At 48.2% G+C, this 25,502-nt stretch carries 16 protein-coding genes (1 of these 16 only partly in view); 7 read left to right on the top strand and 9 right to left on the bottom strand.

All coding sequences use genetic code 11. From position 1 onward, the window contains the following. Nucleotides 1-229: 229 nt before the first annotated feature. The 4 genes from nadE to asnB all read right to left on the bottom strand — a co-directional run bounded on the left by nadE (nucleotide 230) and on the right by asnB (nucleotide 5,193). Nucleotides 230-1,231 carry an NAD(+) synthase gene (gene nadE / locus Pan241w_RS22535; protein WP_145220189.1) on the bottom strand — a complete coding sequence of 334 codons (1,002 nt, stop codon included), beginning with the start codon at nucleotides 1,229-1,231 and terminating at the stop codon, nucleotides 230-232. A gap of 89 nt (nucleotides 1,232-1,320) precedes the next feature. Continuing rightward, on the bottom strand, nucleotides 1,321-2,877 hold the full coding sequence (locus Pan241w_RS22530; protein WP_232107239.1) for a class I adenylate-forming enzyme family protein: 1,557 nt from the start codon (nucleotides 2,875-2,877) through the stop codon (nucleotides 1,321-1,323). A gap of 19 nt (nucleotides 2,878-2,896) precedes the next feature. Then, on the bottom strand, nucleotides 2,897-3,163 hold the full coding sequence (locus Pan241w_RS22525) for an acyl carrier protein (RefSeq protein ID WP_145220187.1): 267 nt from the start codon (nucleotides 3,161-3,163) through the stop codon (nucleotides 2,897-2,899). A 56-nt stretch (nucleotides 3,164-3,219) separates the two neighbouring features. Continuing rightward, a complete protein-coding gene (asnB, locus tag Pan241w_RS22520; protein WP_145220185.1) occupies nucleotides 3,220-5,193 on the bottom strand; it encodes an asparagine synthase (glutamine-hydrolyzing) in 1,974 nt (657 codons plus the stop codon). Between the two features lie 452 nt (nucleotides 5,194-5,645). Between asnB and Pan241w_RS22515 the strand changes: the two genes are divergently transcribed. Further along, a complete protein-coding gene (locus Pan241w_RS22515) occupies nucleotides 5,646-7,238 on the top strand; it encodes a P-loop NTPase family protein (RefSeq protein WP_145220183.1) in 1,593 nt (530 codons plus the stop codon). Nucleotides 7,239-7,258: 20 nt separating this feature from the next. Here Pan241w_RS22515 and Pan241w_RS22510 read toward each other — a convergent pair whose 3' ends face one another. After that, nucleotides 7,259-7,576 (bottom strand): hypothetical protein, encoded by a 318-nt coding sequence (locus Pan241w_RS22510; RefSeq protein ID WP_145220181.1) that lies wholly within the window; start codon nucleotides 7,574-7,576, stop codon nucleotides 7,259-7,261. Nucleotides 7,577-7,965: 389 nt separating this feature from the next. Between Pan241w_RS22510 and Pan241w_RS22505 the strand changes: the two genes are divergently transcribed. Beyond that, on the top strand, nucleotides 7,966-9,009 hold the full coding sequence (locus tag Pan241w_RS22505; protein ID WP_145220179.1) for a lysylphosphatidylglycerol synthase transmembrane domain-containing protein: 1,044 nt from the start codon (nucleotides 7,966-7,968) through the stop codon (nucleotides 9,007-9,009). 4 nt (nucleotides 9,010-9,013) lie between these two features. On the opposite strand, the gene Pan241w_RS22500 is transcribed toward Pan241w_RS22505, so the two are convergent. Together Pan241w_RS22500 and Pan241w_RS22495 are read right to left on the bottom strand one after the other, a co-directional pair. Next, nucleotides 9,014-9,898 (bottom strand): right-handed parallel beta-helix repeat-containing protein, encoded by an 885-nt coding sequence (locus Pan241w_RS22500; protein WP_145220177.1) that lies wholly within the window; start codon nucleotides 9,896-9,898, stop codon nucleotides 9,014-9,016. Between the two features lie 126 nt (nucleotides 9,899-10,024). Beyond that, a complete protein-coding gene (locus tag Pan241w_RS22495; protein ID WP_145220175.1) occupies nucleotides 10,025-11,173 on the bottom strand; it encodes a citrate synthase in 1,149 nt (382 codons plus the stop codon). Between the two features lie 1,062 nt (nucleotides 11,174-12,235). Between Pan241w_RS22495 and Pan241w_RS22490 the strand changes: the two genes are divergently transcribed. The 5 genes from Pan241w_RS22490 (at nucleotide 12,236) to Pan241w_RS22470 (ending at nucleotide 23,677) form a co-directional block, all read left to right on the top strand. After that, a complete protein-coding gene (locus tag Pan241w_RS22490) occupies nucleotides 12,236-14,002 on the top strand; it encodes a sigma-70 family RNA polymerase sigma factor (protein ID WP_145220173.1) in 1,767 nt (588 codons plus the stop codon). 199 nt (nucleotides 14,003-14,201) lie between these two features. Next, nucleotides 14,202-15,023, top strand: a complete 822-nt coding sequence (locus Pan241w_RS22485; RefSeq protein WP_145220171.1) for an enoyl-ACP reductase FabI — start codon at nucleotides 14,202-14,204, stop codon at nucleotides 15,021-15,023. Between the two features lie 496 nt (nucleotides 15,024-15,519). After that, nucleotides 15,520-16,038 (top strand): hypothetical protein, encoded by a 519-nt coding sequence (locus Pan241w_RS22480; protein ID WP_145220169.1) that lies wholly within the window; start codon nucleotides 15,520-15,522, stop codon nucleotides 16,036-16,038. Between the two features lie 78 nt (nucleotides 16,039-16,116). Beyond that, nucleotides 16,117-18,195, top strand: coding sequence for a flotillin family protein (locus Pan241w_RS22475; protein WP_390621025.1), 2,079 nt, complete (start codon nucleotides 16,117-16,119; stop codon nucleotides 18,193-18,195). Between the two features lie 151 nt (nucleotides 18,196-18,346). Continuing rightward, nucleotides 18,347-23,677, top strand: a complete 5,331-nt coding sequence (locus Pan241w_RS22470) for a DNA repair ATPase (RefSeq protein WP_145220165.1) — start codon at nucleotides 18,347-18,349, stop codon at nucleotides 23,675-23,677. A gap of 22 nt (nucleotides 23,678-23,699) precedes the next feature. Here Pan241w_RS22470 and Pan241w_RS22465 read toward each other — a convergent pair whose 3' ends face one another. After that, nucleotides 23,700-25,076: a DUF1501 domain-containing protein gene (locus tag Pan241w_RS22465; protein ID WP_145220163.1), complete on the bottom strand. Its 1,377-nt coding sequence runs from the start codon at nucleotides 25,074-25,076 to the stop codon at nucleotides 23,700-23,702. A 131-nt stretch (nucleotides 25,077-25,207) separates the two neighbouring features. Beyond that, on the bottom strand, nucleotides 25,208-25,502 hold the end of the coding sequence (locus tag Pan241w_RS22460) for a DSD1 family PLP-dependent enzyme (protein WP_145220160.1). Its footprint extends 806 nt past the window's final position; 295 of the gene's 1,101 nt are visible here — the last part of the coding sequence; its start codon lies off the right edge, out of view — the gene reads right to left on this strand; its stop codon occupies nucleotides 25,208-25,210.

The following is a 25,502-nucleotide window of genomic DNA, read 5'->3' as shown; positions in this document are numbered from 1 at the left end:
CTGTTTGATTTCTTGACGGCCAGATAGCGTTTCTTAATTCGAATAGTCCTTACAAATGAGGATGAACCGGGGCTAACGCCCTTCGGCTAATAAGTCATTCCGGCTGGCAAAGTACCCATAAACAAGATCAGCCGCACGGCGTTAGCCGCGGTTAAAACCGACCTGGGTCAGGTTGCGGACCTGGGAATCACATTCAAATCTAATAAAAAAACACTACACATGAAGTACACTAAGCTTCGGCATGTTTGGATACGGAATCAATCAGCTGTGGCGGCATGTGTAAATAACGAGCCGCTTTGCGTTTGGATTCGATATCGCCGTAAACCAATTCAACCTGTTCTGAGGGCAGCCCAATGCCTGCTGCGACATCTGCGGCTGGAAAGCCGTTATTTAAACCGTAAAGACAGCAGTCCAGTTTGTCATAAGAGACAGCGAAGAAGAATTCTTCTTGAGATTGTTCCAGAGAGTAGGTGTCGGTTGTGGGAGGCCGCATGCGAATGACTTCGGGTACGTCCAGGTAGGCAGCGAGCTGATATACCTGTGATTTATAGAGGTGCGCAATTGGTTTTAAATCGGCTGCACCATCGCCGTTTTTCACAAAGAACCCTTGATCGTATTCAAGCCGATTCGGTGTTCCCGGGACGGCGTAGTTCAAACGGTCTGCATGGTAGTATTCCATCATTTTGCGGCAACGCTGTTTGAAGTTGGTCGCGGCGACAATCGTTTGATAAGCGGATAATGGGAGTCGTTTTTTGATGAATTCTCCCGAGGGAGTTTGCACAACGACAGAGAAGACGCGGTAGCCGCCTTCCTTAAGCAGGTTGGGCAGAACGATTTTTGATTTCCAGTTCGGCTGATATTCCGGGATGACCTGTTTGATGGCGGCATCACGGCGCTCATAGCAGCCTGCTCCCTGCAGCATGGGTGAGATGTTTTCTACGATGGCTTCAACGTTAAAATGATCCGCCAGCAGTTGACCGTAGGTCAGACTTTCATCTTTCGTATCGTGTTCGGGCATCATGATTCCCAGAACACGATCGGCTCCGAAGGCACGGACACACAACGCTGTGACCACGCTACTGTCGATTCCGCCGGACAAACCCAGAACAGCTCCTTTTTTACGCATCGTTTTGCGAACCGTTTCCTGCATCCATTTGACGATGCGGTCGGTTTCTGCTGCACAATCGAGGTTCAATAATTCAGGGCTGAATGCTTTCGTCTGAGTGATCATGTTTCTCTATTCTCCTTATTCGCTGACAGAGTCGTTCAGCAAATCGTTTTATTGTTGGTAGTAACGTTGTTTGTTGTTGTTCTATCACTTCAGGGAAGTGTGAGTTGTTTTTTGTCGATCTTGCCGTTCGGAGATTTGGGGAGTTCATCCCGAAATTCGATTTTTTGTGGCACCATGAAATCTTCCAGATGTTTTCGGCAGTATGCGAGGACTTCTTTTTCGGCCAATTCCTCTCCTGGCATCAAGGTGACGATGGCACGGATAGATTGTCCCAAGACGGGATCGGGATCTCCCACGACGGCTGCTTCTGAAATTTTCTCGTGGGTAAACAGGACATTTTCGACTTCCTTGGGGCTGACTTTTTCACCACGGCTTTTGATGATGTCATCTCGTCTGCCAACAAAGTAGAGAAATCCTTCTCGGTCCATGCGGAATAAATCGCCGGTGTAGAGTAGCATCTCGTTTGGTAAATCGGCTGGTTTTAAACGCTCAGCGGTTTGTTCGGGAGCTTCCCAGTAACCCTTCATGACATTCGCGCCACGGACGACCAGTTCGCCAACATGTTCCGGCGGCAGGTGGTGTCCTGCATCATCCACAATAAAGACTTCGGTATCGGGCATGGCGATGCCTACCGAACCTGTTCTGGTATCAACCTGATCCAGAGGGAGGTACGAGACCCGTTTGCATTCGGTCAAACCGTACATCGAAAAGATCTGCACGTGGGGCAGTCTTTTGCGGAAGGTCAAAATGTGTTCTGTCGGTAAGGCGGCTCCCGTGTTTGTGATAAAACGCAGGTTCGTAAAGTCGTATTTTGAGAGGTCCATTTTCAACAGAATGGCAGACATTGTGGGAACCAGCGGGAAGCCGGTGACACGTTCGCTGATGATTTTCTGCAGGACCGCATGGGGATACGTGAATGATTTTTCGAGGACCAATGTGGCTCCCACGCGAAACGCCATCAGTAGTTGGTACAAGCCATAATCGAAGGAGAGCGGGAGCACATTCAGAATGATGTCCGAAGGCTCGTTCATTAAGTAGGTCGTAATGGAACGTGCCGCCGAGGTCATATTTAAGTGAGTCAGCATGACCCCTTTGGGATTTCCGGTGGAACCGGATGTGTAAACGAGGGCTGCCAGATCGATGCTGATCGTGGGGATTGCCGGCGGTGAAATGTGATCGGCGAATTCTGACTGCAGTTGGTCCCAGGCATCAAACCGGGGCATTTGCAGTTCATTGTCTTCTGGTGATTCAGCAGTTGTTCCGACCGTAATTGCGTTTTTCAAATGTGGTAACAGATCGGAGTTTTCGAAAACCGTTTTGCGTTTCTTCTCCGGAATGATCAGAACGCGGGCACGGCAGTTATTCAGAACGTACGATAATTTATCGATCTTGGTGGTGGGGTTGACCATCACAAACACGCCGCCCGCTTTCAGCACGGCGAAAATCGCGACGGCAGCTTCCAGAGAATTTTCAAGATGGATAGCGACCCGGTCTCCGCGTCCGAGTCCACGCTGCAATAATGCCTGTGCCAGGCGATTGCTTTGCTGTTCGAGTTCCAGATAGGTATAGCGCTGCTGGTCGACAACCAGCGCAACCTTCTGGGGATCATTCTGCTCACTCTGTTCTAAAAATGATTGCAGCAACAACGGCCTGCTCCTTAGGAAATTAAGCTAATTCTTTGAGTTTTGATTCAATGAAGTTAATCAGGCGATCAATCGAATCCAGGTTTTCAGGAACCAGTTCATCGTCATCGACTTCAACGGAATACTTGTCTTCGATGAAGGCTACCAGTTCGAGAACACCCGTTGAGTCGATAATTCCTGTTTCTAGGAATGAATCATCGTTGTTGAGTGATTCCGGATCTTCGCCGAACAGGAAATTCTCAGCGACAAAATTTCGTACGTCAGATTGAATCGATTGGACAGAGCTCATTTTCTTACCTCTAGAATAGTAGTTATTAGTTAAGGATTATTAGTGTCAGTAAATAACTAGGTTTGTAACGCCGCACTTTCAGTGCGTTTGTTTTCGTGAGTCGCTGGTTGCGTCTGAATCATTTGTTCGACCAGCAGTTGGGTGGAAAGGATGCCCACCAGCGCCATATTGTCGCGGGTGCCGATGGCGCGTCCCTGTTCAATTTTCTTGACCAGTCGCTGGACGGCTGTTGGCTGGAACAGGCCATTCTCTTTCAGCTTTTCGGGCGACAATAGCCGTTCGACATATTCGAAGCGGGCTTTCTGTTTGTCGGTATTGACAAAGCTGTGTGCGTCTGGTGCGCGATAGGGTTGTTTGGGGCGTTTTCGAATGCTATCGGGAATCAAGTCGCGCATCGCGTATTTGAGCAGAAATTTCTCGTTGAGTCCGTTCATTTTATATCGCACGGGAATCCGGGCGGCGAATTCGACGACGCGGTAATCCAGAAACGGAAAGCGGCCTTCAATCGAGTTCCCCATCGCCATGCGGTCACCCTGAGAAGACAGAATGTAGCCGGGCATGAGGTTGATGGATTCCAGATATTGTGCCTGGCAGAAGGAAGGCCATTTTGAAAATCGTTCAGGCAGTTGATCGGAAAAATCAGCCAGCGGATCTTGATTCAATAATTCCTGTTTGATGTCGTCACTGAAAAACGTTTTTAGCTTGGCTGTTAAATCCCAGCGAGGCAGGTGTGAAAAGAACGGGCTGTTGATTTCATCCTCACGGATTTTGAAAAACGCTTTGAGATAAGCGGGTGACTGTGCCTGCAGATTTTTCATGTAGGGGTAGAGTCGCTTCAACAACAGCGGTCGAATTTTTGAATCGGGCTGACGACTCCAGAAACGTCGAATCTTAGTTTCTTTGAAGATGTCGTAACCGCCAAGCACTTCGTCTGCTCCTTCGCCGGTCATCACAACCTTGAACTGATTTTCTCTGACCAGTCGCGATAGAAGGTACATCGGCGCGGGAGCCGTTCGTAAAACCGGTTTCTCGGTGTGCTGTATTACTGTGGGAAAGATGCGACCAATGTCTTCGTATGAACAACAGACAGTCTGGTGATCGGTTCCCAGTTCCTGGATCATTTCCTGCTGGAACTGACTTTCATCGTAGTCTTTATCGTTGAAGTTCACGGAGAACGTATTCAGCGGCGCATTGGTGAAATTGCGAATGATGGCGGCTGTAACTGATGAGTCGAGCCCACCGCTCAAGTAGGCACCAACAGAGACATCTGCCCGTAGACGAAGCTGGGTGGCATTGATCAGCAACGCTCGCAGTTCTTCGGCCCAATCGTCCAGAGTTCTGTGTTCTTCGTTCGGGCTGTAATCCAGATTCCAGTATTGCCAGATCTTGATTTGACCGTTTTTGACAATCATGGAGTGTGCGGGAGGGAGTTCGGAGACTCCCTCAAAAAATGTACGTGGCGGCAGAGGCGACCAGAATGTAAACAGCTGGTTCATCGCGGTCAGGTCGACCTTGCGTTCGACATCGGACAGCGCAAACAGCGCTTTGACTTCGGAAGCGAACAGGAAACGACCTGGTGTCTGTGTATAAACAAGCGGACGGATTCCCATGCGATCACGGGAGAGAAACACCTGTTGTTGTTTCTGATCATAAATGGCAAAGGCCCATTGGCCATTGAATTGTTGAACGCATTCGGGCCCATATTCGGCATACATATGCAGAATGACTTCCGTATCGGAGTGCGTGCGGAACTGATAGCCTTTGCTCGAGAGCAGGGCACGGAGTTCAATATGATTATAAATTTCACCGTTGAAGGTAACGGTCAGCATGCCGTCAGCGGATTGCATTGGCTGTAAACCACCGGCGAGGTCGACAATACTTAGTCGGCTGTGTGCAAATCCCACGGAACCCATTGCTGAGACGCCTGAAGCATCCGGGCCACGATGATTGAGCGTCTCAATCATGCTCTGCAATTCTGCCTGTTGGACTGGTTGCCGGACAGACTGAATGATTCCCGCAATTCCGCACATAATAAATCCGATACGTAGGTGAAGACAGACCTTGCCCATTCGAGAATGGGACCTCTTACAGAAGGAATCTAGGTCGCCGCGATATCAAGTCAAATCGTAAGTCTTTGATCGCACAGTCGTTCATAAAAATAAACGGTCGTATCTTCTTTGCGATGCTTAATCGGGATGAATGGAATAATCGCACTGATCGATACACGGGCGGCAATTCGGTATTCACAGGATCATCTGAGAGGACTGCATTCAAAGATTGGAGAGGCAGGTTCTTTCTGGTGTCGGTCAGAATCGATTTGACTTGTGAGTTATATGACCTAAGGTTTCCTTGCATCTAAGAAAATGAAATGTCACTGCATTTTATCTGGATCATTCCTGACAGGCTCTGATTGTCAGTGCGATATCATTCAGGTGATGTAAACTGTTTATTTCAGTGCAAATTGATTGATTGTGAACCGACCATGGCAGCGAACGACTCTGAATCCGATCTTTCAAGTTTGTTAGACAAAAACAGTGATCCTGAGAAACAGGGCAAAACTGCTTCGAATGCTGTTAACACGGAAGAATTGCTTGCTTCGCTCAGCATGCTGAATCTGACCGGTGATGGTGATTCGGACGATTCGAGTAGTGAAGCTGCACTAGAAGAGCTGGCGGTCAAAACCGCGGAACAGCTTTCCGGCGAAACGGATGTCTCTGAGCCTATGCGTGTGATCGGTAAAGATCAACACCTGAGCCAGTTATTTAATCGTGTGCAGTCTCTGTTGAAGGGGGATGCTGATGAGCAACAACACGGAAGCTTTATTCCTCAATGCCCTGAAACATTAGAAGACACCGGCTTAACCCAGGACGAAATTGAACGCCTGATCTTAAAATACCTGCTCGCCAAGGGAACGCAGACCGGTCGTCAGATCAGTCAGCAGGTCAAACTTCCATTCGGCATTATCGACCCCATCTTGAAACGTGCTAAGCAGGACCAGCTGGTCGCCTATGGTGGCACGGCCGAAATGGGCGACTATGAATTTACAATTACCGAGCTGGGACGTGAGCGTGCCCGTCGCTATACACAAGAGTGTACCTATTTCGGTGCGGCCCCCGTTTGTTTCAAAGATTATCTGAAGGCAATGGAAGCCCAGAGTATTGCCAAGCAGGAAGCGACAGAAGCAGATTTGAAAGAAGCATTTTCCGATTTGATTATTAATCCGAAGATGCTGGATCGTCTGGGCCCTGCCGTCAATTCAGGACGGGGTATGTTTCTGTTTGGTGAAGCCGGTAATGGGAAAACCAGTATTGCCGAGCGGATTACCAAAGCCTTTGGCTCAACGATCTGGATTCCCCGTTGTATGGGAATTGATGGCGATATTATCCGGATCTTTGATCCCGGTCTGCATGAAGAGGTGATTCAGGAAAATAATTCAGAGGGGCTGTTTGATTTATCAGGCGTCGACCCACGCTGGGTTCAGATCGTGCGTCCGACCGTGATTGCGGGGGGCGAATTGACCATGAAAGAACTGGAGATCACCCAGAACCCGCAAACCAAAATTTGTGAAGCACCGCTGCAGTTGAAAAGCAATTGTGGCACCTTCGTGATTGACGACTTTGGTCGACAGAGAATGCCCGTTGACGAATTGCTGAATCGCTGGATTGTGCCTCTGGAAAAACGATACGACTTTCTGAATCTTCCCAGTGGAAAGAAAATACAGGTCCCGTTTGACCAGCTGATTATCTTTTCCACGAACCTGGAGCCGAAAGATCTGGTTGATGCTGCGTTTTTGCGGCGGATTCCATACAAGATCGAAGCCCTTGATCCCTCGGAAGAGGAATTTCGGGCGTTGTTTGAATTGATGGCACCGTTGATGGGTTTCCAATTCGACGAAAAGTCGTACCAGTATCTGGTCGACACGCATTACAAAGCCGTCAATCGGCCGTTCCGTGCCTGTCAGCCACGTGACCTGTTACTGCAGGTGAAAAATTTCTGCGTTTACAAAGAAATGCCTAAGAAACTTTCACCAGACGCATTTGACTTTGCTGTCGAAAATTACTTCTCAGTAATGTGATTTGCTCGATTCCCGCGAAGTCAGGCGGGCCATTCTGTATCACAAGATTCACACCGGAAGCCAACAACCGTTGAAGTACCGGGAATCAGGCGATTCTTCCGATTGAGTAAACCATCTCGTAATTCCAGTTTGTCGATGGAAGAGCTGTTGCAAGCGGGGCACTGTTGGTTCTGAAACAGAATGCGTGCTCGCTTTAATACCCAGTCCTCCTGTTTAAGAAAATGAGGTTTCTTAGGGTATCTTCTCTGAAACGGAAGAATCATTGAAGCAGATTCTTCCTGCGAGGTGACTGGCTCGCTGTGTGTATCTTCGGGGTAATAAATCTTTAAAATGCTCATCCATGAGCTCCTTGCGTTCAATCCCTTGATAAAATATTCCTGTAAATCCAAACGGGAATCTTTAGTGGGGTAGAGTCCCTGATGCTCATCGAAGAAAAAAAGTTCGACAAAACATACGAAGAGGGAAGAAGGATAAAATTCTCGTATTAAGTTGGCAAGAGGTTTTACTGCAAAGCTGTAAACATTGTAAAAAATTCATGTTAGAAGTGCATTGAATTTGAGAAAATGGGAGGTTTCAGAGGTCTGGCGGTTTTAGTTTCTGTAGCTGGACTCACTGAGTTGCTGTATGATAGCCGCAGTGGAAGCAACAAAAAACATACGATACCGCTCTGAGATTTCATTAATCTTGCTGCATTATTTCAGGAGAGATTCAAATCAATAAATCGAAAATGATCAAGCTGGTGATTGGAATCATCATCACAGTCGCCTGCCTGCTGGCAGCTGTCTGGGGAATTGATCTTGAGCAGATCAAGGAAAGTTTTCAACGTGCGAATTACTGGACTTTACCAGGAATGTTCGCATTGCTCTATGTTTTCTTCTGGCTCAAAGCATTGCGGTGGAGGATGCTGCTGGAACCGGTCAAAAACCTTTCAGTATCGCAAGTTACCCCGGCGATGATGATTGGATTTATGGGAAACAATATTCTGCCTGCGCATCTGGGTGAGTTTTTGCGTGTCTATGTACTGAGCCGCCAGTTTCAGATTCCCAAGACAACCGTCCTTTCGACCGTTGTTCTGGAGCGGTTGTTTGATATTGTAGCGATACTGTGTTTCCTGGGTGTCGGCATTTACTTTACCCCGAATATTCCTGAAGACTATCGCTCTTATAGCCTGGTTACGGCAGTTGTCATTTGTGTGGCTATCCTGGTAGTAGCTGCCTATCTAATCTGGACCGAAGCTGTGATCGGCCTGTTCCGTAAAATCTTCAGTTACCTGCGATTTTTGCCTGAAAAATTGACGCATCTTGTTTTGGAAATGATGCAATCGGGGGCTGTCGGAATGGCATCGATGAAAAGCAAACGGCTCAGTTTTGGGATCATCTGGACCTCCTTTGCACAATGGGCCATCAATGGGCTGAGTATTTTCGTTGCGCTCTGGAGTTTTGATATTCAAGTCACGCCATTAGCAGCGCTTGTGGTGCTGGGAGTGACCGCGATTGGAGTGACGGTACCTTCCACGCCGGGATTCTTTGGTATCATTCAGCTTTGCTTCTGGGTCAGCCTACAAGGGTTTGGTGTTTCCAAGTCGGATGTTTTCGCGGCTTCCATTTACTATCAGCTTTCTCAGTATATTCCAGTGACTCTGATTGGATTATATTTTTCCAATCGTGAAGGCCTGAAACTCAGTCAGGCAGAACGGGAAGCGGAGAATGAGCTTGAGGAACTGGAAGGAATCGATGGCACAGAAGCAACACTACCAGAAACCAATGGCTGAAACATCAGGGAGTAACTGTGCCTTTTTTGCTGAGCTCTGTCTGCTTGAGATCGGCGACTCCCTGTTCTGTCACCAGCAGGTCTTCTAAGCGATTGTTGACGAGTTTGGAGTCAATCACTTCCACTTGCGAAGTCCCATTGACCGAAAGTCCGCTGCGTCCGTTCCCTGAGCAGGTTACATTTTCCAACACAATATTTTTACAGCGGTCGTGGATGTTGATGCCATCGATTCGGAAATTTTCGATGTTTAAGTCTGAAATAGAGACTCCCTCTACATCAATCAGTGAGACGCCGACTGACTTTCCTGCGAGAGAAAAGGCTTCGGTGGGTGGTAGTTGATTTTTTGAGCCACGATAATAGATGGCTCCCTGGTAGACGGCCCATTTACCAGTGGGGATGTCATCCAGTTTGACAGGTTGCTTTTTCTCTGGTTTGTATTCGGGAAGAATTTTTCCATCCAGATATAGATTGAAATAACCTTTTCGATAGGGAGTCACCTTCCAAAGGTCGTTGGCCAGTTGTTTCCAGCCGTTCATGGGGATCTTAATGCTTCCATTGAGAGTCGCACCGTTTCCGAGGATCGTGAAATTTTCCTTTCCGATACCACTGAACCGTTTTCCGGAGAGGCTGATCGATTCGTAATACGGTATCTTGTTGTTGATGAGAATGATTTTGTCGCCTCTTCGAGCATAGTCCAGTGCTCGTTGAATCGTTTTGACAGGGCCGTTTTTGCCGTCGACAATTTTGGGTGAGAATCCGTTTAAGGCGTTGTTCCCAGCGCGGTTGTCCACGTAGATAACACGGGCATCAACAGACTTGAAGCCACAGAGCAGGAGCATCAGGCAGAGTAACCCGGACTTGAATTTCACAAAACGGACCGCGTTTCGCATTGTTGGCTCCCTGTCTCATTTAAATACATGCGTCGTGAATCAATCAGTGTTTGATCCTGTGAATTCAATCGTAGAAAAAACCCCGGTATTGAGCCGGGGTTCGAGTTTTCAATGACGATCTTTCGCTTAACGCTCACTAACGGAAACGTAAGGTCGTTCTTCATAGCCGATGTAATTGGCCTTGGGACGGATAATTTTGTTTCCGTCGAGTTGTTCCAGGATATGGGCACACCAACCTGCGATGCGGCTGGCAGCAAAGATACATGTAAACAAATCGCCTGGGATTCCCATGTAGTGCTGCAGGCTAGCAGAATAGAAGTCGACATTGCAGTTGCGTTTGATTTCTGCGTAAACGAGCTTTTCCATCTCGATCGACATTTCGTACCATTTCGGTTCGCCGGTTTCTTCCCCCAGGCGTCGTGAGAGTTCTTTTAAGTGCTTGGCACGAGGATCTTCTACCTGATAGACCGCATGACCAAAGCCCATGAATTTCCCTTTGGCTTCTCGCACTTTTTTCACATACGGTGCGATGTTGTCCACGGAACCGATTTCAAATAGTGTCTTGAGGACTTCGGTATTTGCTCCGCCATGCAGCTTCCCTTTGAGAGCACCGATGGCGCCCGTGATTGCGGAATAAATATCAGGTAGCGTTGCAATGATCACGCGACTGGTGAATGTGCTTGCATTGAGTCCGTGCTCTGCATGCAGTGTCAGGATCAGGTCCATCGCACGTGTGGCGTCTTCACTCGGTTTTTCTCCATTGAGCATGTACATGAAGTTCCCGGCATGGCACAGGCTCGGGTCTGGATCGACTGGATCCAATCCTTTTCGCACTCGATGGATGGCGGCTACAATTGTGGGGATTTGTGAAATTAACTTGATAGAGATCTGCAGTCGTTTGTCACTCGATTCCGATTCTGCATCAGGATCGTAAACCCCTGCCATTGATGTGAGAGTTCGCAACAATGCCATTGGTGGTGCTGATGTGGGAAGCGTTTTGAGGGCGTCGATCAGTTCACTTGGGATGCTGCGATATTGCTTCAGGCTTTCCTGATACTCTGCCAGTTGCCCTGCATTGGGAAGCTCTCCGTTCAATAACAGATAAGAGACTTCTTCAAATGTTGCATGTTCTGCCAGATCGTCGATGTTGTAACCACGATACAGCAGTTTCCCCTCGGTTCCGTTGACTAGACAGATGGAACTGTCAGCCGCAATGATTCCTTTAAGCCCTTTGACAGCTTCGCTTGATGTTTTCTCTACGTCGTCTGCGCTCATTTGAACTGATTCCACTTTCTCAACTACAGCCAATAAATTTACAGTAAGGTTTGCGATCACGAACCAGGGCTCTGGTTTAGACAGTAATCCTCGACCGACTTTTATTAAACAAACTATTGAAAATTCGCAGTCTCCCAGTATATCAAGCCCTGTCATAAGTTCAATCTAGCGAAATTGTTTCCTCAAGAGAGCATGGCGGGTTTCTGCTATAATCCAGAGAGACTGGATAAACGGCCTGTTTGATAAATGTTCATATATGCTTCACGAGGTTTAGAATCAGGGGATTGACTATTTGCCTGAGGGTGTGAAAATAGAGGTATGAGGCAGAAGTATGCTGGTTTTAAGTGGGGGCAGATTTGCTTCTTAAGCTACTGTCGCCTTGTGGTTTAACCAGATTAATTGGGTTCGCAATCAATACTGCTTTTAAGAATGAAGGGAAAACCATCAGCTTTCGTAAGTTGTTAGCTGGTAACGTTGCAGAGGTTTTTTAGAATTTTTTAAATCGTCGTTGTGGATTTCCGTAGACGTTACGAAAAGTTGTGGTAGGATGGGGCTATATGAGCTGGAGGCTTATTGGCTTTTTCAGGTTCTCGGGAGAAGTAAGGATGCCTTGGGAGAGAACCCTCTTGATTAATTATGTTGGCGAACCGGATGCTCCGACTAAGAGCGTGAAAGCGTATTTGAGCAACTTAGTTTTTCAGATGCTCTACGCGACGCCCATTTTACCGCTAACGATCAGGTTGTATTTTAGATCGCTCTTCTTCCATTTTCGGTTAGGGGAGAAGGAATCTGAAGTCGGTTTGAAATCAACTGACAGGTTTTGGGGTTTTTGCAATTATTTCACTGCTCTATCGCTATAGGAATTGATAGGTGCAGAGTAGAGTGACACTTAATAGATAACGAGTGAAATCAGTAACAAAAATTTGGAAAAGGATAGTGAGAGGAGCAAACTTGATGTCTTCTGTAAATACGATCCTTTTATTCTCATAAACTGAACCGCCGTGGTTACACACGGACGTGTGGCCGTAATTTTTTTGACAATACATATTAAGGGAGTGACCCGTGCACCGTTTCGATGCAAATCTGAATTCACTATTTCAGGAAGCGGAAAAACAAGGTTTTTTAACATTTCAACAGGTTCATACATTTCTCCCTGACGAAGGAGGCGATCCTGCCCTGATCGAGTATATCGTGGTGGGGCTGGAAGAACGCGATCTCGATCTGATTGATGACCCCAATGCTGATATTGATGAAGAGGAAGTAGCAGCCGTTGGCGGAGCGGCTGGTGCCGAAGCTGGTGCGGCCCAGGAATCAGACGAAGATTCAGATGAAGCTTCGGCATCGATTGTTGAGCCGGAAACCTCTCTTTCTTCTCGTGATCCAATTCGCATGTATCTGAGCCAGATGGGAAACATCCCTCTGTTAAGTCGTTCGCGTGAAATTTTTCTCGCCAAGAAAATTGAAATCACACGCAAACGATTCCGACGGACCGTGTTGGAGTCCGACTTTGCTCTAAAGATTGCCATTGATACACTTGAAAAAGTTTATGCAGGCGAACTTCCCTTCGAACGAACTTTGAGAACTTCGGATACGGAGGATGCGACCAAAGATCAGATTATGGGGCGCATGCCTTTTAATATCGCGACTTTGAAAGCCTTGCTTGAGAAAAGCACAAATGATTTTCAACTGCTTTCTTCTGGCGAACTAACCAAGCCTCAGCAACGCGAAGTACAGAAGCGGATCAAAGTTCGCCGTCAAAAAATGGCCACACTCTGTGAAGAACTTTGCCTGCGGACCCAGCGTCTCCAACCGGTGCTGAAGCGAATTCATCAGATCGCCGGACGTATTCGGGAAGTCGAAGAACAGCTTAATGATTTTAAATCACTGCGACATAAGTCGACCGACACCCGTCTGCTGGAACGTGAACTGTCTGAATTGACCAGTATGGTTGCCGAGTCTTCAGAGGATTTCCAGACACGTTCTCGTGAAATCAAACGACGCTTTGATGACTGGACAGAAGCCAAACAGCAACTTTCCGGCGGTAACCTGCGACTGGTTGTCTCAATTGCCAAAAAATACCGAAATCGTGGTTTGAGCTTCCTGGATCTGATTCAGGAAGGAAACGCCGGTTTGATGCGTGGCGTTGAAAAATATGAATATCGTCGCGGTTATAAGTTCTCCACATACGCCACCTGGTGGATTCGTCAGGCGATCACCCGCGCTGTTGCTGACCATGCCCGGACCATTCGAATTCCCGTGCACATGTTCCAGAGCATTTCCACTCTCAAGGCACGCAGTGAGCAGATCCGTCAGGAGACGGGTCGCGAACCAACGATGGAAGAACTCGCTGATTCAGTTGGTCTCGGAGTCGAAGAGACTGAGCGGATTATGAAGACCTGGAAGCATCCGATCAGCCTGGATACTCCCGTCGGAGAAAGTGAAGACAGTAGCTTTGGCGATTTTCTGGAAGATGGCCACGAGTCGTCTCCCGCTGACGCCGCCATGCGTGAAATGCTGAAAGACAAAATCGAGCATGTTCTCAAGAGCCTGACTTACCGTGAGCGGGAAATCATTCGTCTACGTTACGGTTTAGGCGATGGCTACAGCTATACGCTGGAAGAAACAGGCCGGATTTTCAAGGTGACGCGCGAGCGTATTCGCCAGATTGAGTCGAAAGCCCTGCGTAAATTACAGCATCAGACTCGTAGTGCTCACCTCAGAGGCTTCGTCGACGCCATCTTCCCGAATAAGGAAGATGAGGAAAATGGAACTGAAGAGGAAGTTCAGTCTGAGCAGGAGTCTTCTACCATGGTGGGAGCACTTGAATAGTCTCGAACAAGCTATTTAATCAATTCTCGAATCAAGGCGGTTTGCTGTTTTCACGAACAACAAGCCGCCTTTGCCTTTTCTATTTCGCACAATTCGAATAGTTTATACGCAATCAGCGAAAACTGACATCAACAACTGATTGAACGTTCCGAGAACTTCAATCATCTTAGATCTCATAATATTTACGGAGTAGCACAGCATGGGGCTTTTTGAAGGCAAAAAAGGTCTGGTTTTTGGCATCGCGAACGATCATTCAATCGCCTGGGCCATTACGGAAAAACTTTATGACGAAGGGGCCGAGATCGCATTCACGCACCTTCCCGATAAAGATCCCGAACGACCACGCATGGAACGTCGTTTGAGAAAGCTGGTTGAGCCCAAGGGCGCAAAAATTATGCTTCCCTGTGATGTGACCAAAGATGAAGACTTGGATCGCGTCTTTGAAACGGTCAAGCAAGAGTACGGCGAAATTGACTTTGTGTTGCACTCCATTGCTTATGCTCCGATGGACGACCTGAAGGGGCCTGTTTACAACGTGAGTCGCGATGGTTTCAAGCTGTCGATGGAAATCAGTGTCTACAGTCTGCTGGCGATTGCCAATCGGTCCAAAGACATTCTGAAACCAGGCGGAAGTATTTTGACTCTGAGTTACCTGGGCGGCGAAAAAGTGATTCCCGGTTACAATGTGATGGGAATCTGCAAATCCGCCCTTGAGAATTCCGTGATGTATCTGGCGAATGAACTCGGCCCGGAAGGCATTCGTATTAACAGTCTGAGTGCAGGACCTTTGAAGACTCTCAGTTCCTCTGCCGTGGGTGAGTTTGATATGATGATGAAGTTGTATCAGACCATGTCGCCGCTTCGCAAAAATATTACTCCGGAAGATGTAGGCAAGGCTGGCATGTACCTGTTAAGTGATCTGTCGAGTGGTGTCTCCGGCGAAAATCATCACGTCGATTCAGGCTACCATATTATGGGGGCCCCGCCGATCGAATTACAGCAACAGCAGGCTGAAGCTTAGCCGCACCTGCAATACTGATAATGCTTTCAAGCCACCAGTTGAACATAACCGTTACAACAGGTGGCTTTTTTCACGCCTTGACCTCCCTGACTTCGTGACAGACTCAAATAAAATCTTGAGCAAATCTTGCCTCACTGGAACAAATTTTCCATTTTGCTCATTCGCTTGTCTTACATTGAATGTTCTCTGAACAACTCGCTTTTTGCTAACGATTCCGACATCAAGAAAAAATCTGCCGGTTTCGCAGGTTTTCGTGATCCAATCAAAGAAAATTACGTTCTCAATGCGATAGACCCGTTTTTAGGGTTCATACTGGAGTAACCATACTCGTTGGATTCTATCCAGAACGAGCTCGTAGGATTTTTTCACATCCCCTTACTATCCGGTGAAAATCGTGAGCGAATTGATACACGCTGCAATTAACTGGCCCACATTGCCGGCAACGGTGTTGGTCGGGCTATGTCTGTTGTATTGGGTGAGCGTCATATTGGGGGTCTTGGATTTTGATTTGCTGGATTTTGATCTCGATTTCGAAATCGGTACAGACAGTCCATCAATACTTGATTTTGGTTTTATCGGTTTACGGTTTCTGAATTTAGGCGAAGTGCCGGTGATGTTATGGCTAAGCATCTTTTCACTCAGCATGTGGATGCTTTCAATCAACTTTGATTCCAAGATCGAGATTAATACGGTAATGGATTATTTGCCGTTAGCATTGCGAAATATGGGAATCAGTTTGGTGGTGACGAAACTGATTACTCAACCATTTAAAGGGTATTTTCAGTTTACTCCCCCAAATGAAATCGAAACATTACTGGGGAAGTCCTGCCAAGTCACGAGTAGTTCAGTATCCGAACGATATGGGCAGGCAGAAATGGAAGCAGAAGGAGCCCCCTTGAAACTACATATTCGTTCTGAAGACAGTTCGATCCAGAAGGGGGATTGGGTTCGTTTATCAGACTATAACTCGGAAAAACAAGTATTTTACGTAGTGAAAATTAATCAGGAGTCTTAAGCCATGTCCATCTCAGCCATTTATTTTTCTAGTTCCTACCTGCTGGGATTGGAGCTGTTCGGTTCATCCTTTATCACCATGGTGATTATTGGTGGGGCTATCCTATTCGGGTTAGCTGTAGCGATATCTCGCTTTTATCGAAAAGTTGGACCAGAGGAAGCATTGGTGTTAACGGGAGCAGGTGGTCTTCGCGTTGCCACAGGTGAAGGAATTATTGTAATTCCTGTTCTGCATCGAGCTGATCAGATGGACCTTTCGGTTAAGCGAATCGAAATTGCCCGAAAAGGGGAAGTTGGTCTGATTTGCCGGGATAATATCCGGGCAGATATTGAGGTGGCTTTCTTCGTACGAGTAAATAATACCGTTGGTGACATTCGCAATGTAGCACAGTCGTTGGGTTGTGATAGAGCCTCCAGTCGCGAAGCTTTGGTGGAATTGTTTGATGCCAAGTTTTCGGAGGCATTGAAGACCGTCGGGAAGCACTTCGATTTTGTAGAACTCTATAATGAACGGGATAAGTTCAAGGAAGAGATTCTGAAGATTATCGGAACAGACCTGAATGGTTATGTTTTGGATGACTGTGCGATTGACTATCTGGAACAGACTCCTCTGGAAAAACTAAGCCCGACGAATATTCTCGATGCGGAGGGGATCAAAAAGATCACCGACCTCACGGCTCGTGAGCATGTCTTGTCGAATAATATTACGCGTGAAAAAGAAAAGACCATTAAGAAGCAGGACGTCGAAGCCCAGGAAACGATTCTGGAACTGGAACGCCAGCGTGTGGAAGCGGTTGAGAAACAAACGCGGGAAATTGCCGCATTAACGGCTCGTGAGCAGGCGGAAGCCCGCCGTGTCGAGCATGAAGAACGCCTGAAGGCAGAATCAGCCCGCATTCGCACAGATGAAGAACTGGCGATTGCTGAGGAAAATAAACTGCGACAAGTGATCGTTGCTGAAAAGAGTAAACAGCGGACTGACGCAGTCGAAACGGAACGTGTTGAAAAAGATCGGTTGCTGGAAGTCAAGGAACGCGAACGTGTCGTGGGTGTCGCCGACATCGAGAAAGATAAAGCGATTGAAGTTGAAAAACGCAATATTCAGGAAGTAATCCGCGAGCGTGTGATTGTAGAACGCGCGGTTGTGGAAGAGCAGGAACGAATCAAGGATACCGAAGAGTTCGCCGGCGCAGATCGACTCAAGCAGGTCACCGTGACCAAGGCGGAAATGGAAGCAGAAGAGAATCTGGTCAAGGAAGTCAAAGCCGCAGAAGCTCAGAAAACCTCAGCCGAACTGCTGGCTGAAAAAGTGGTCATCGAAGCCGAGGCTGAGAAAACGGCCACCGAAAAGAAATCGGACGCGATCAAAGTCATGGCGGAAGCCAAGACAGCAGACGGTGCTGCGATCGGACTGGCAGATGCCCAGGTCATGATTGCCAAGGCCACCGCGACCGAAAAGGCTGGTCAGGCAGAAGCCAATGTCATGATCGCCAAAGCGGAAGGCGTACAGAAAACTGGCGAAGCCGAGGCCAACGTCATGATTGCCAAAGCCGACGGAACCGAGAAGGCCGGAACCGCGGAGGCGACTGTCATGAAACTCAAGTTCAGTTCTGAAGCGACTGGTATTGTAGAAAAAGCCAAGGCGATGAAGCTGTTCGATGGTGTTGGTCGAGAGCACGAAGAGTTCAAGATTAAGATTAATAAAGATAAGGATATCGAACTGGCGGCCATCGCTGCTCAACAGGAAATTGCAGAAGCGCAGGCAGGTATTGTTGGGGAAGCACTCAAGTCGGCCCGCATCGATATTGTCGGCGGCGAAACCACCTTCTTCGACAAGATTGTCGATTCGATCAAGAGTGGTAAATCCATCGACCGCTTTGTGCATAACAGCGAAACACTGACCGATATTAAAAATACGTTCTTTAATGGAAACCCTGATTACTTCGAAGATCAACTCCAGACTTTTATTTCCCGGTTTGGTATGTCCTTTGAAGATGTGAAGAATCTTTCCGTGGCAGCTTTGATTTCTCAACTGCTCGTCCAGGCAGACAGCGATGAAGACAAGTCCGTCTTAAATCGTCTGTTGGAGACTGTGAAAAACCTCGGAATTTCAGACAAAAAAGTTTCTTCATTTATCAATGCAAAAGTCAAAAAGTAGAAAAGTGTAAACCTCAACTTTCGACTTTTTATAGTTGTTCTGTCGGCTTGCTCTCCATCTGAAGTGTGAACTTCAGTGGAGAGAGCCGATTGAATTCAGGGCAATGGCTTGTAAGAATTAACGATATCAGGTGCCACGGGAAATAAGATCAATGGCCGATTTGGAAAATAATTCAGAAGAGACTGCCGGCGGCAATGCAGATGCGATTGCCCTCGAAAGCAGTACATATGAAATTATTCAAAATCGCTTACAGAGCCATGGAAAAGAGCTGAAGGCGCGTCTCGGAAAACTCAATGAGTTGCGTAAAGAGGTCTTCGGTTCCATTGAAACCCAGCTGCTGGGCAGTGACCGCATCACAACCGAGCATAATTGCATCCCCCGTGATATGCTGGCGGTGGGGAACCGGTTTCTGTTTGGTTACAACGTGCACTTTGGCCTGAAATCAGAAACACATCTGAGTGACGTGTTCTCGGTCTACGAATTCAAAGAGGGCACGTATCATGCGTTGCCACTCGATCTGATTCAGAATGTCGAGTTCGAAAAAGACTTCAAGGACATCTACCGCTATTACAAAAATGCCACCTTTGCCAAGTTTTTTGTCAAAGGTCCTTTTTTGTATATGTTGTTTAAGGTCGGGGATGGCCCCAAGGATTTCAAGTCGTTCAAGTGGGCGATTCAGGGTAGCGAACTCGTTTATGTAGATAACCGGAGTGACCACGAGGTCCAGTATCCGTCTCAGCAGGAATTTGAATGGACGCGTACTCATCGCGATCTGCATTACACAGGAGCACATCCTCATATTTCGATCGATGATCGGCTGTTTGTCGAAACCATCGGCGGCGACCTGACGATCAAGATTGAAAACAATACCGAAACGGGTGAGGGGATCTACTCCGAACCCGTTGACGATCCCGATCAGGTCCTGGACGATGCCGAGATTTTCTATGCACTCATCGGCTCACTGATATTGTTGAAAATTCGTCCGTATAAAGAAACGAAATTTCGGTATTTCATTTATAACGAAAAATTGCAGAAAGCTCAGCGGCTGGATTCAATCCAGGATGCCTGCATTTTGCTTCCCGATGATCATGGCCTGGTGTTTTCAAACGGCTATTATCTGCAAAACGGAGAATCAAAAACCTTCGACACCGAACTGCAGGACATGCTCTATCAGGAACGCATTGCGTCTCCAAACGGTGAAGACTTTCTGTATGTGTTCTATCAGCCGGATCAGGGAGCCTACGTTCTACTCCAGTACAATGTGATCGAACAAAAGCTCGATACTCCTTTAATCTGCCACGGTTTCACCCGCTTCGAAGGGGGAGAGTTGATCTGTTTTTCCGGCCAGGATGAGCCGCAAAAACATCACATGATTCAGCTTTGGAAGACCCCTTACATCAGTGAATCATTTCAGGTTCCACACAAAACTGATTCTTATCTCGATAAAATTGGTAATAAAGACATCGTACGCGGCATGGCCGAATGCCATGAGCTTCTCGGGTTGATCTACCGAAAAGATGCTTACGAAAATCTGTATGTTGATCTGGTGAAACAGACCAGTGTCGTGCTCGATTCCTATTTCTGGATCAATCACCAGGAAACGTTTGTCTTAGGCGAGGTCGTACTTGAGATCAAAAAGGCTGCGGAAGCGGCCGTCTCTGAGTATGAAAAAGTTCTGCAGCTCAGGCAGAATACGAAAAAAACAACAGCCGAGATTGAGACAAAGACAAAGAACACTTTCACTGACATTGATCATCGACGGTTTGATAAGATTGATGACTTTGTCCAGAGTCTGGCAAGTTTACGAGGTTTGCGCGGCGATGTGATTTCGTTACGCGATCTGCGGTATGTCGATCAGGGACTGGTCGATCGGCTGGAACAAAGTGTCGGCAAGCGAACCGAAAAACTGGCAACCCGCTGTGTTTCATTCCTGCTGAGAGAGGATGCACTCAAGCCGTACGCAGATCGAATCACTGCTGCGACCGAACAGATTCAAACTGTGGAGAAGGTTGCCGACGCACGGAAGGTCGAACAGGAGATCGAAGCCAGCTCGAACGAACTCGAAATGTTGATCGATATTGTCAGTAATCTGAAAGTTGAAGATACAACACAGCGCACCGCGATCATTGATAATATTTCGACGAACTTTTCCCGTATCAATCAATCCCGAGCCGCTCTAAAACGACGCATCAAAGAGTTGATGTCCGTGGAAGGAGTGGCGGAATTCAATGCCCAGATCAAGCTGCTGAATCAAGGGGTGGTCAATTATCTGGATGTTTCCGATTCACCTGAAAAGTGTGATGATTTTCTCACCAAACTGATGATTCAGGTTGAGGAACTCGAAGGCCGATTTTCGGAATTTGATGAATTCGTTGAGCAGTTGACCGAAAAGCGGGAAGAGATCTACGCCGCCTTTGAGACGCGCAAACTGGCGATTGTCGAAAGTCGCAATAAGCGGGCAAATTCGCTGGCGAAGTCGGCAGACCGGATTCTGACTGGGATCCGCAGTCGTGCAGAGCAGTTAGAAACGATAAACGAGATCAATGGTTATTTTGCTGCTGACCTGATGATCGACAAGGTCCGGGACATCGTTCGACAACTGGGCGAGCTGGAAGATACGGTCAAAGTCGATGACATTCAGAGCCGTCTGAAAAGTATTCGCGAAGATGCCGTCCGGCAGCTAAAAGACAAGCAGGAATTGTTTGTTGATGGCGAAAATATCATCAAGCTCGGCAATCGCCAATTCACGGTCAATCGTCAGCCGCTCGATTTAACAACCGTCTATCGTGATGATGCCCTGCAGTTGCATTTGACGGGAACCAACTTCTTTGAAGTGATCGAAGACGAACGTCTGTTAGCAACCAGAGAAGTCTGGGATCAGGAAGTCGTTTCGGAAAACCGTGATGTGTATCGGGTGGAATATTTAACGTACTGCCTGTTAAAATCTTTGGAGACGGATCCGGAACACTCCGTTGAATCGCTTGCCAAACTATCGGATGAAGAGCTACTGGCATTCATTCAGAAATTCATGGGTCCGCGTTACAGTGAAGGTTATATCAAAGGGGTCCACGATCAGGATACCTTGTTGCTGTTACGGTCACTGCTGAAAGTGAAACCGGCACTCGGGCTTTTGCGATATCAGTCGGGAGCACGCGCTTTAGCGTCACTCTATTGGGAGTATTTTTGCGACCCGGAAACAAAAGATCTCTTTGCCACCAAGTTAGCCGGATTTGGTCGGATCATGCAGGTCTTTCCTCAGACCGGCCAACAACAGTATTACATCAACGAACTACAACAGCAGCTTTCGCAATTCGTACAGCGAATTTCCTGTTGTGATCAGGCATTGATTCCGGAAGCTGCCGAATACCTGTTTCTGGAGTTGGTACGTGGAGAGGCGTTTGTGGTCAGTAAGCGGGCCGCTGATCTCTATCTGGAGTTTGAAAAATATTTAAAACACAATAACGCGTTGGAACGACTGCAGGAAAGTCTGGCTGCTACGAATGAAAATCCGGCGAACTGGTTTCTCCTGGCGCGCGACTGGGTTCAGGCGTATCTGGATCATCTGGATTCAGACGAAGATTATGATTATCTGGATGAAGTATCGCTACTGTTGCTTCAGGACAAACTCGATCGCAGCCGACTGATTGATGCGACCGTGACCGCACAGATATCCGGTCTGTCAGGCTCACATGCACGCATTCAAAATGGAGAATATCATTTGCACTTCAATCGCTATATGAAGCGGTTAACCGAATTTGAATCGGTCAACGTTCCCCGGTATGAATCGTATCTGGCATTGAAAAAAGAGATCGTAGATCGATCCCGTAATTCCATGCGGCTCGATGAATTCCGACCGCGCGTACTGACTTCATTTGTTCGAAACAGGCTACTCGACGAAGTCTATTTACCAGTCATTGGTGATAACCTGGCCAAGCAGATGGGGGAAGCAGGCGAACAGAAACGGACTGACCGCATGGGATTGCTGATGCTGGTCTCGCCCCCCGGTTACGGGAAAACGACGTTGATGGAATATATTGCCAATCGGTTGGGAATCATCTTCATGAAAATCAACGGACCGGCTCTCGGGCATCAGGTGACTTCACTCGATCCGGCGGCTGCCCCCAATGCCGGCGCTCGAGAAGAGGTCAAGAAGCTCAACCTGTCTCTGGAGATGGGCGACAATGTTATGATCTATCTGGATGACATTCAGCACTGTAATCCCGAGTTCCTACAGAAATTCATTTCGCTCTGTGATGCCCAGCGCAAAATCGAAGGCGTTTATCAAGGCGAGACCCGTACCTATGACTTACGCGGCAGAAAAGTCGCCGTTGTGATGGCGGGTAATCCTTATACGGAAAGCGGCGAGAAATTCCAGATTCCCGACATGCTCTCCAACCGGGCCGACATTTATAACCTGGGAGAAGTGATCGGCGAACACGCGGATGCCTTTGAAATGAGTTATCTGGAAAACTGTATTACGTCCAATCCAGTGCTGAATCCACTCTCTTCGCGGAGCCAGAAGGATGTTTATACCATCATTCAGATGGCACAGGATGGAACCGGAGAACGCGGCGATCTGGAAGGCAATTACTCGGTGGAAGAACTCAACGAGATGGTTTCCACCATGAAGAAACTGATCCGCGTACGTGATGTGATCTTGAGTGTCAACCGGGAATACATCCGCTCGGCAGCCCAGTCTGATGAATATCGCACCGAACCGGCATTCAAGTTACAGGGTTCCTACCGAAATATGAACCGCATCGCCGAAAAAGTGTTTGCGGTCATGAACGAGAAAGAACTCGAAACGCTGATCGTTTCCAATTATGAAAACGACGCCCAGACTCTGACATCGGATACGGAAGCCAACCTGTTGAAGTTCAAGGAATTGATGGGAATTTTAACCGAAGCCGAGCTTCAGCGCTGGAATGACATCAAGAAATCATTCCGCAAAAATCTACAGCTAAAAGGTGTGGGAGGCGAAGATCGTCTGGCCCAGGCAGTGCTGCAGCTCAGTAATGTCGGCGAGGGGCTTCAGGACATCCGCGAGACGATGGACGCTGGTATGAATCGTTTGACGGAAAAGAAAGAAACCAATCTCGATCTCTATGCCAAAGATTTCTCGGAGCGATTTCAACATCTGGCTGAGAGTCTGAATGCGATTCAGGCAGCACTTTCCTCGGGCACCCAAAATGTAACCACTCTGTTTGAGCAGTCACTACAATCACGTTCGGCACCATCAACTCCTGCTCCTCAAACTGAGGAACGAGCACACACTCCTGACGATAAAATCACGGTTGTCAATAAAATCCCTCGCTCGCTTCTAAACGTTCTGGAAACGCAGTTTGATCTAATGCAGGGCTGGATGCAGCCATTATTGTTATCCACACACGCGAATCAGACGGAGTTCCAGGAACTCCGCGAATTGATCACACGCTGTCTGAATGATTACAACGCTCTGTTAAAACGGATGGATGACGAGTAGAACTGGTATTGTTGCATCAATGCTACATCAACTCGTGTAATGGTTCTCCGTAGGGGAGCGTAATGATCGGGCGGCCCGAATGATCCAGATAATGCTTCTCGGTGTCGACTCCCAGGTGTTGGTAGACCGTGGCGAGCACATCCTGCGGCGTTTTCGGATTATCTTTGGGGAACGCGCCTTTGGCATCGGACGAACCGACGACACGGCCCCCTTTGACGGGCCCTCCGGCGATCGCGGCGCTGAATACATTCGGGTAATGATCGCGGCCAGAATTCTTATTCACGCGTGGTGTGCGACCGAATTCTCCCCAGGCGACGACTAGCGTGGTTTCCAGCAGGCCGCGTTGGTCCAGGTCTTCGATCAGAGCCGAGTAGGCCTGATCCCAGCGGGGCAGAAAACCATTTCGCATCGAGTCGAATCCTTTAACGTGCGTGTCCCACCAGCGGCAATCGACTGTCACAAGTCTCACGCCTGCTTCGACCAGACGGCGAGCTAAGAGCATCCGCTGTGAAAAGGCACTCGCGCTGCAACGGGTCGGGTCCATGGGATCATAGCGGGGAATAAAACCGTAGCGTTCTCGTGTACTGCTGCGTTCTGCATCCAGGTCGAACGCTTTCCGGGCTTTGTCGGAACTTAAGATGCCGAACGCCTGTTGCTGGAATTCGTTAATGGCTTTGAGTTGCCCGGAGCGGTCCAAGTCAGTGCGAAACTGGTCAAAGCCTTTGAGCAGGTCTTTACGACGCGTAAAACGATTGTCGCTGATGCCTTCGACCAGCGAGAAGTTTTGTAAGGTAAACGGGGCGTCATTGGCCGGGTCGGCTAATGTTTCAAACGGCTTGTGCGCCACGCCCAGGTAAGCCGAATCGGTTCCCGGCACCTGGCGGGGAATCATGACGTATGGGGGCAGTTCAGGAGTCAGGTGTCCCAGTTGTTCTGAGGCAATCGAACCGCAACTGGGATGCACGTTGAGAGTGGGGTCTGTTCCAGGCGGGTATCCGGTGAACAGAATCTGGTCTCCGGCGGAGTGTCCCGCATTGGTGTGATGCAGGCTGCGAATAATCGACCACTTATCCATGATCTTCGCGCAACGGGGCATCAGATCGACGATTTCAATGCCGGGAACAGAACTTTTGATAGCACCGAAATCCCCGCGAAATTCAGCAGGGGCCAACGGTTTCGGATCCCATGTTTCGTGCTGAGACGGGCCGCCCCGCATCCAGAGGATGATAACCGAATTCTCTTTTTGGGCAGCAGGACCGGCGTGCGCTTCGTGTTGCAGAAGATTAGCCAGCGTCAAGCCAGCTATCCCCAAACCGCCGGCTTTCAGAAAGCCGCGACGGTTCAGGTGGAGTGAACTTCGAAATTCAGCGCAGCCATCGCTCAAGTGACCTCTCACCATCTGGGATACTCCTTGAACCAAACGAACATGTCATATAAGTGTCGGTTTATATTAACGGTTTTTCAGAGAATGTCCAAATACCTTTCGAGATTTCTGATGTCTATTTGATCTGACTTCCGTTCAGAGTGGGCTTACTGAATCTTCCCGCGCCCCTGGATTGGCCAGACGACTTCGAGGCGATCGTTGCGGAAGCCGTAGAAGTTTTCGTGCAGGATCGTGGTGAAGTCGGCGTAGCCGGGGATCAATTCGATTTTGTCGCCGATCTTGAGGTCCTGTGATTCGGGTCCCAGGTCGACGGCACAGTGTTCTGCACTAAGGGCTGTCACCTTCGCATCGGGCCAGGCTTTGACCAGGGGAAGCTGGAAGTCAGGGTGCATTGTCTTGCGACCACAGTCGAGCACCATGCGTCCTTTTTCGGGACGGCTG

This window comes from Gimesia alba, assembly GCF_007744675.1.
In the GTDB taxonomy this organism is placed as follows: Bacteria; Planctomycetota; Planctomycetia; order Planctomycetales; family Planctomycetaceae; genus Gimesia; species Gimesia alba.
This window is presented reverse-complemented; position numbering and strand designations above follow the sequence as displayed.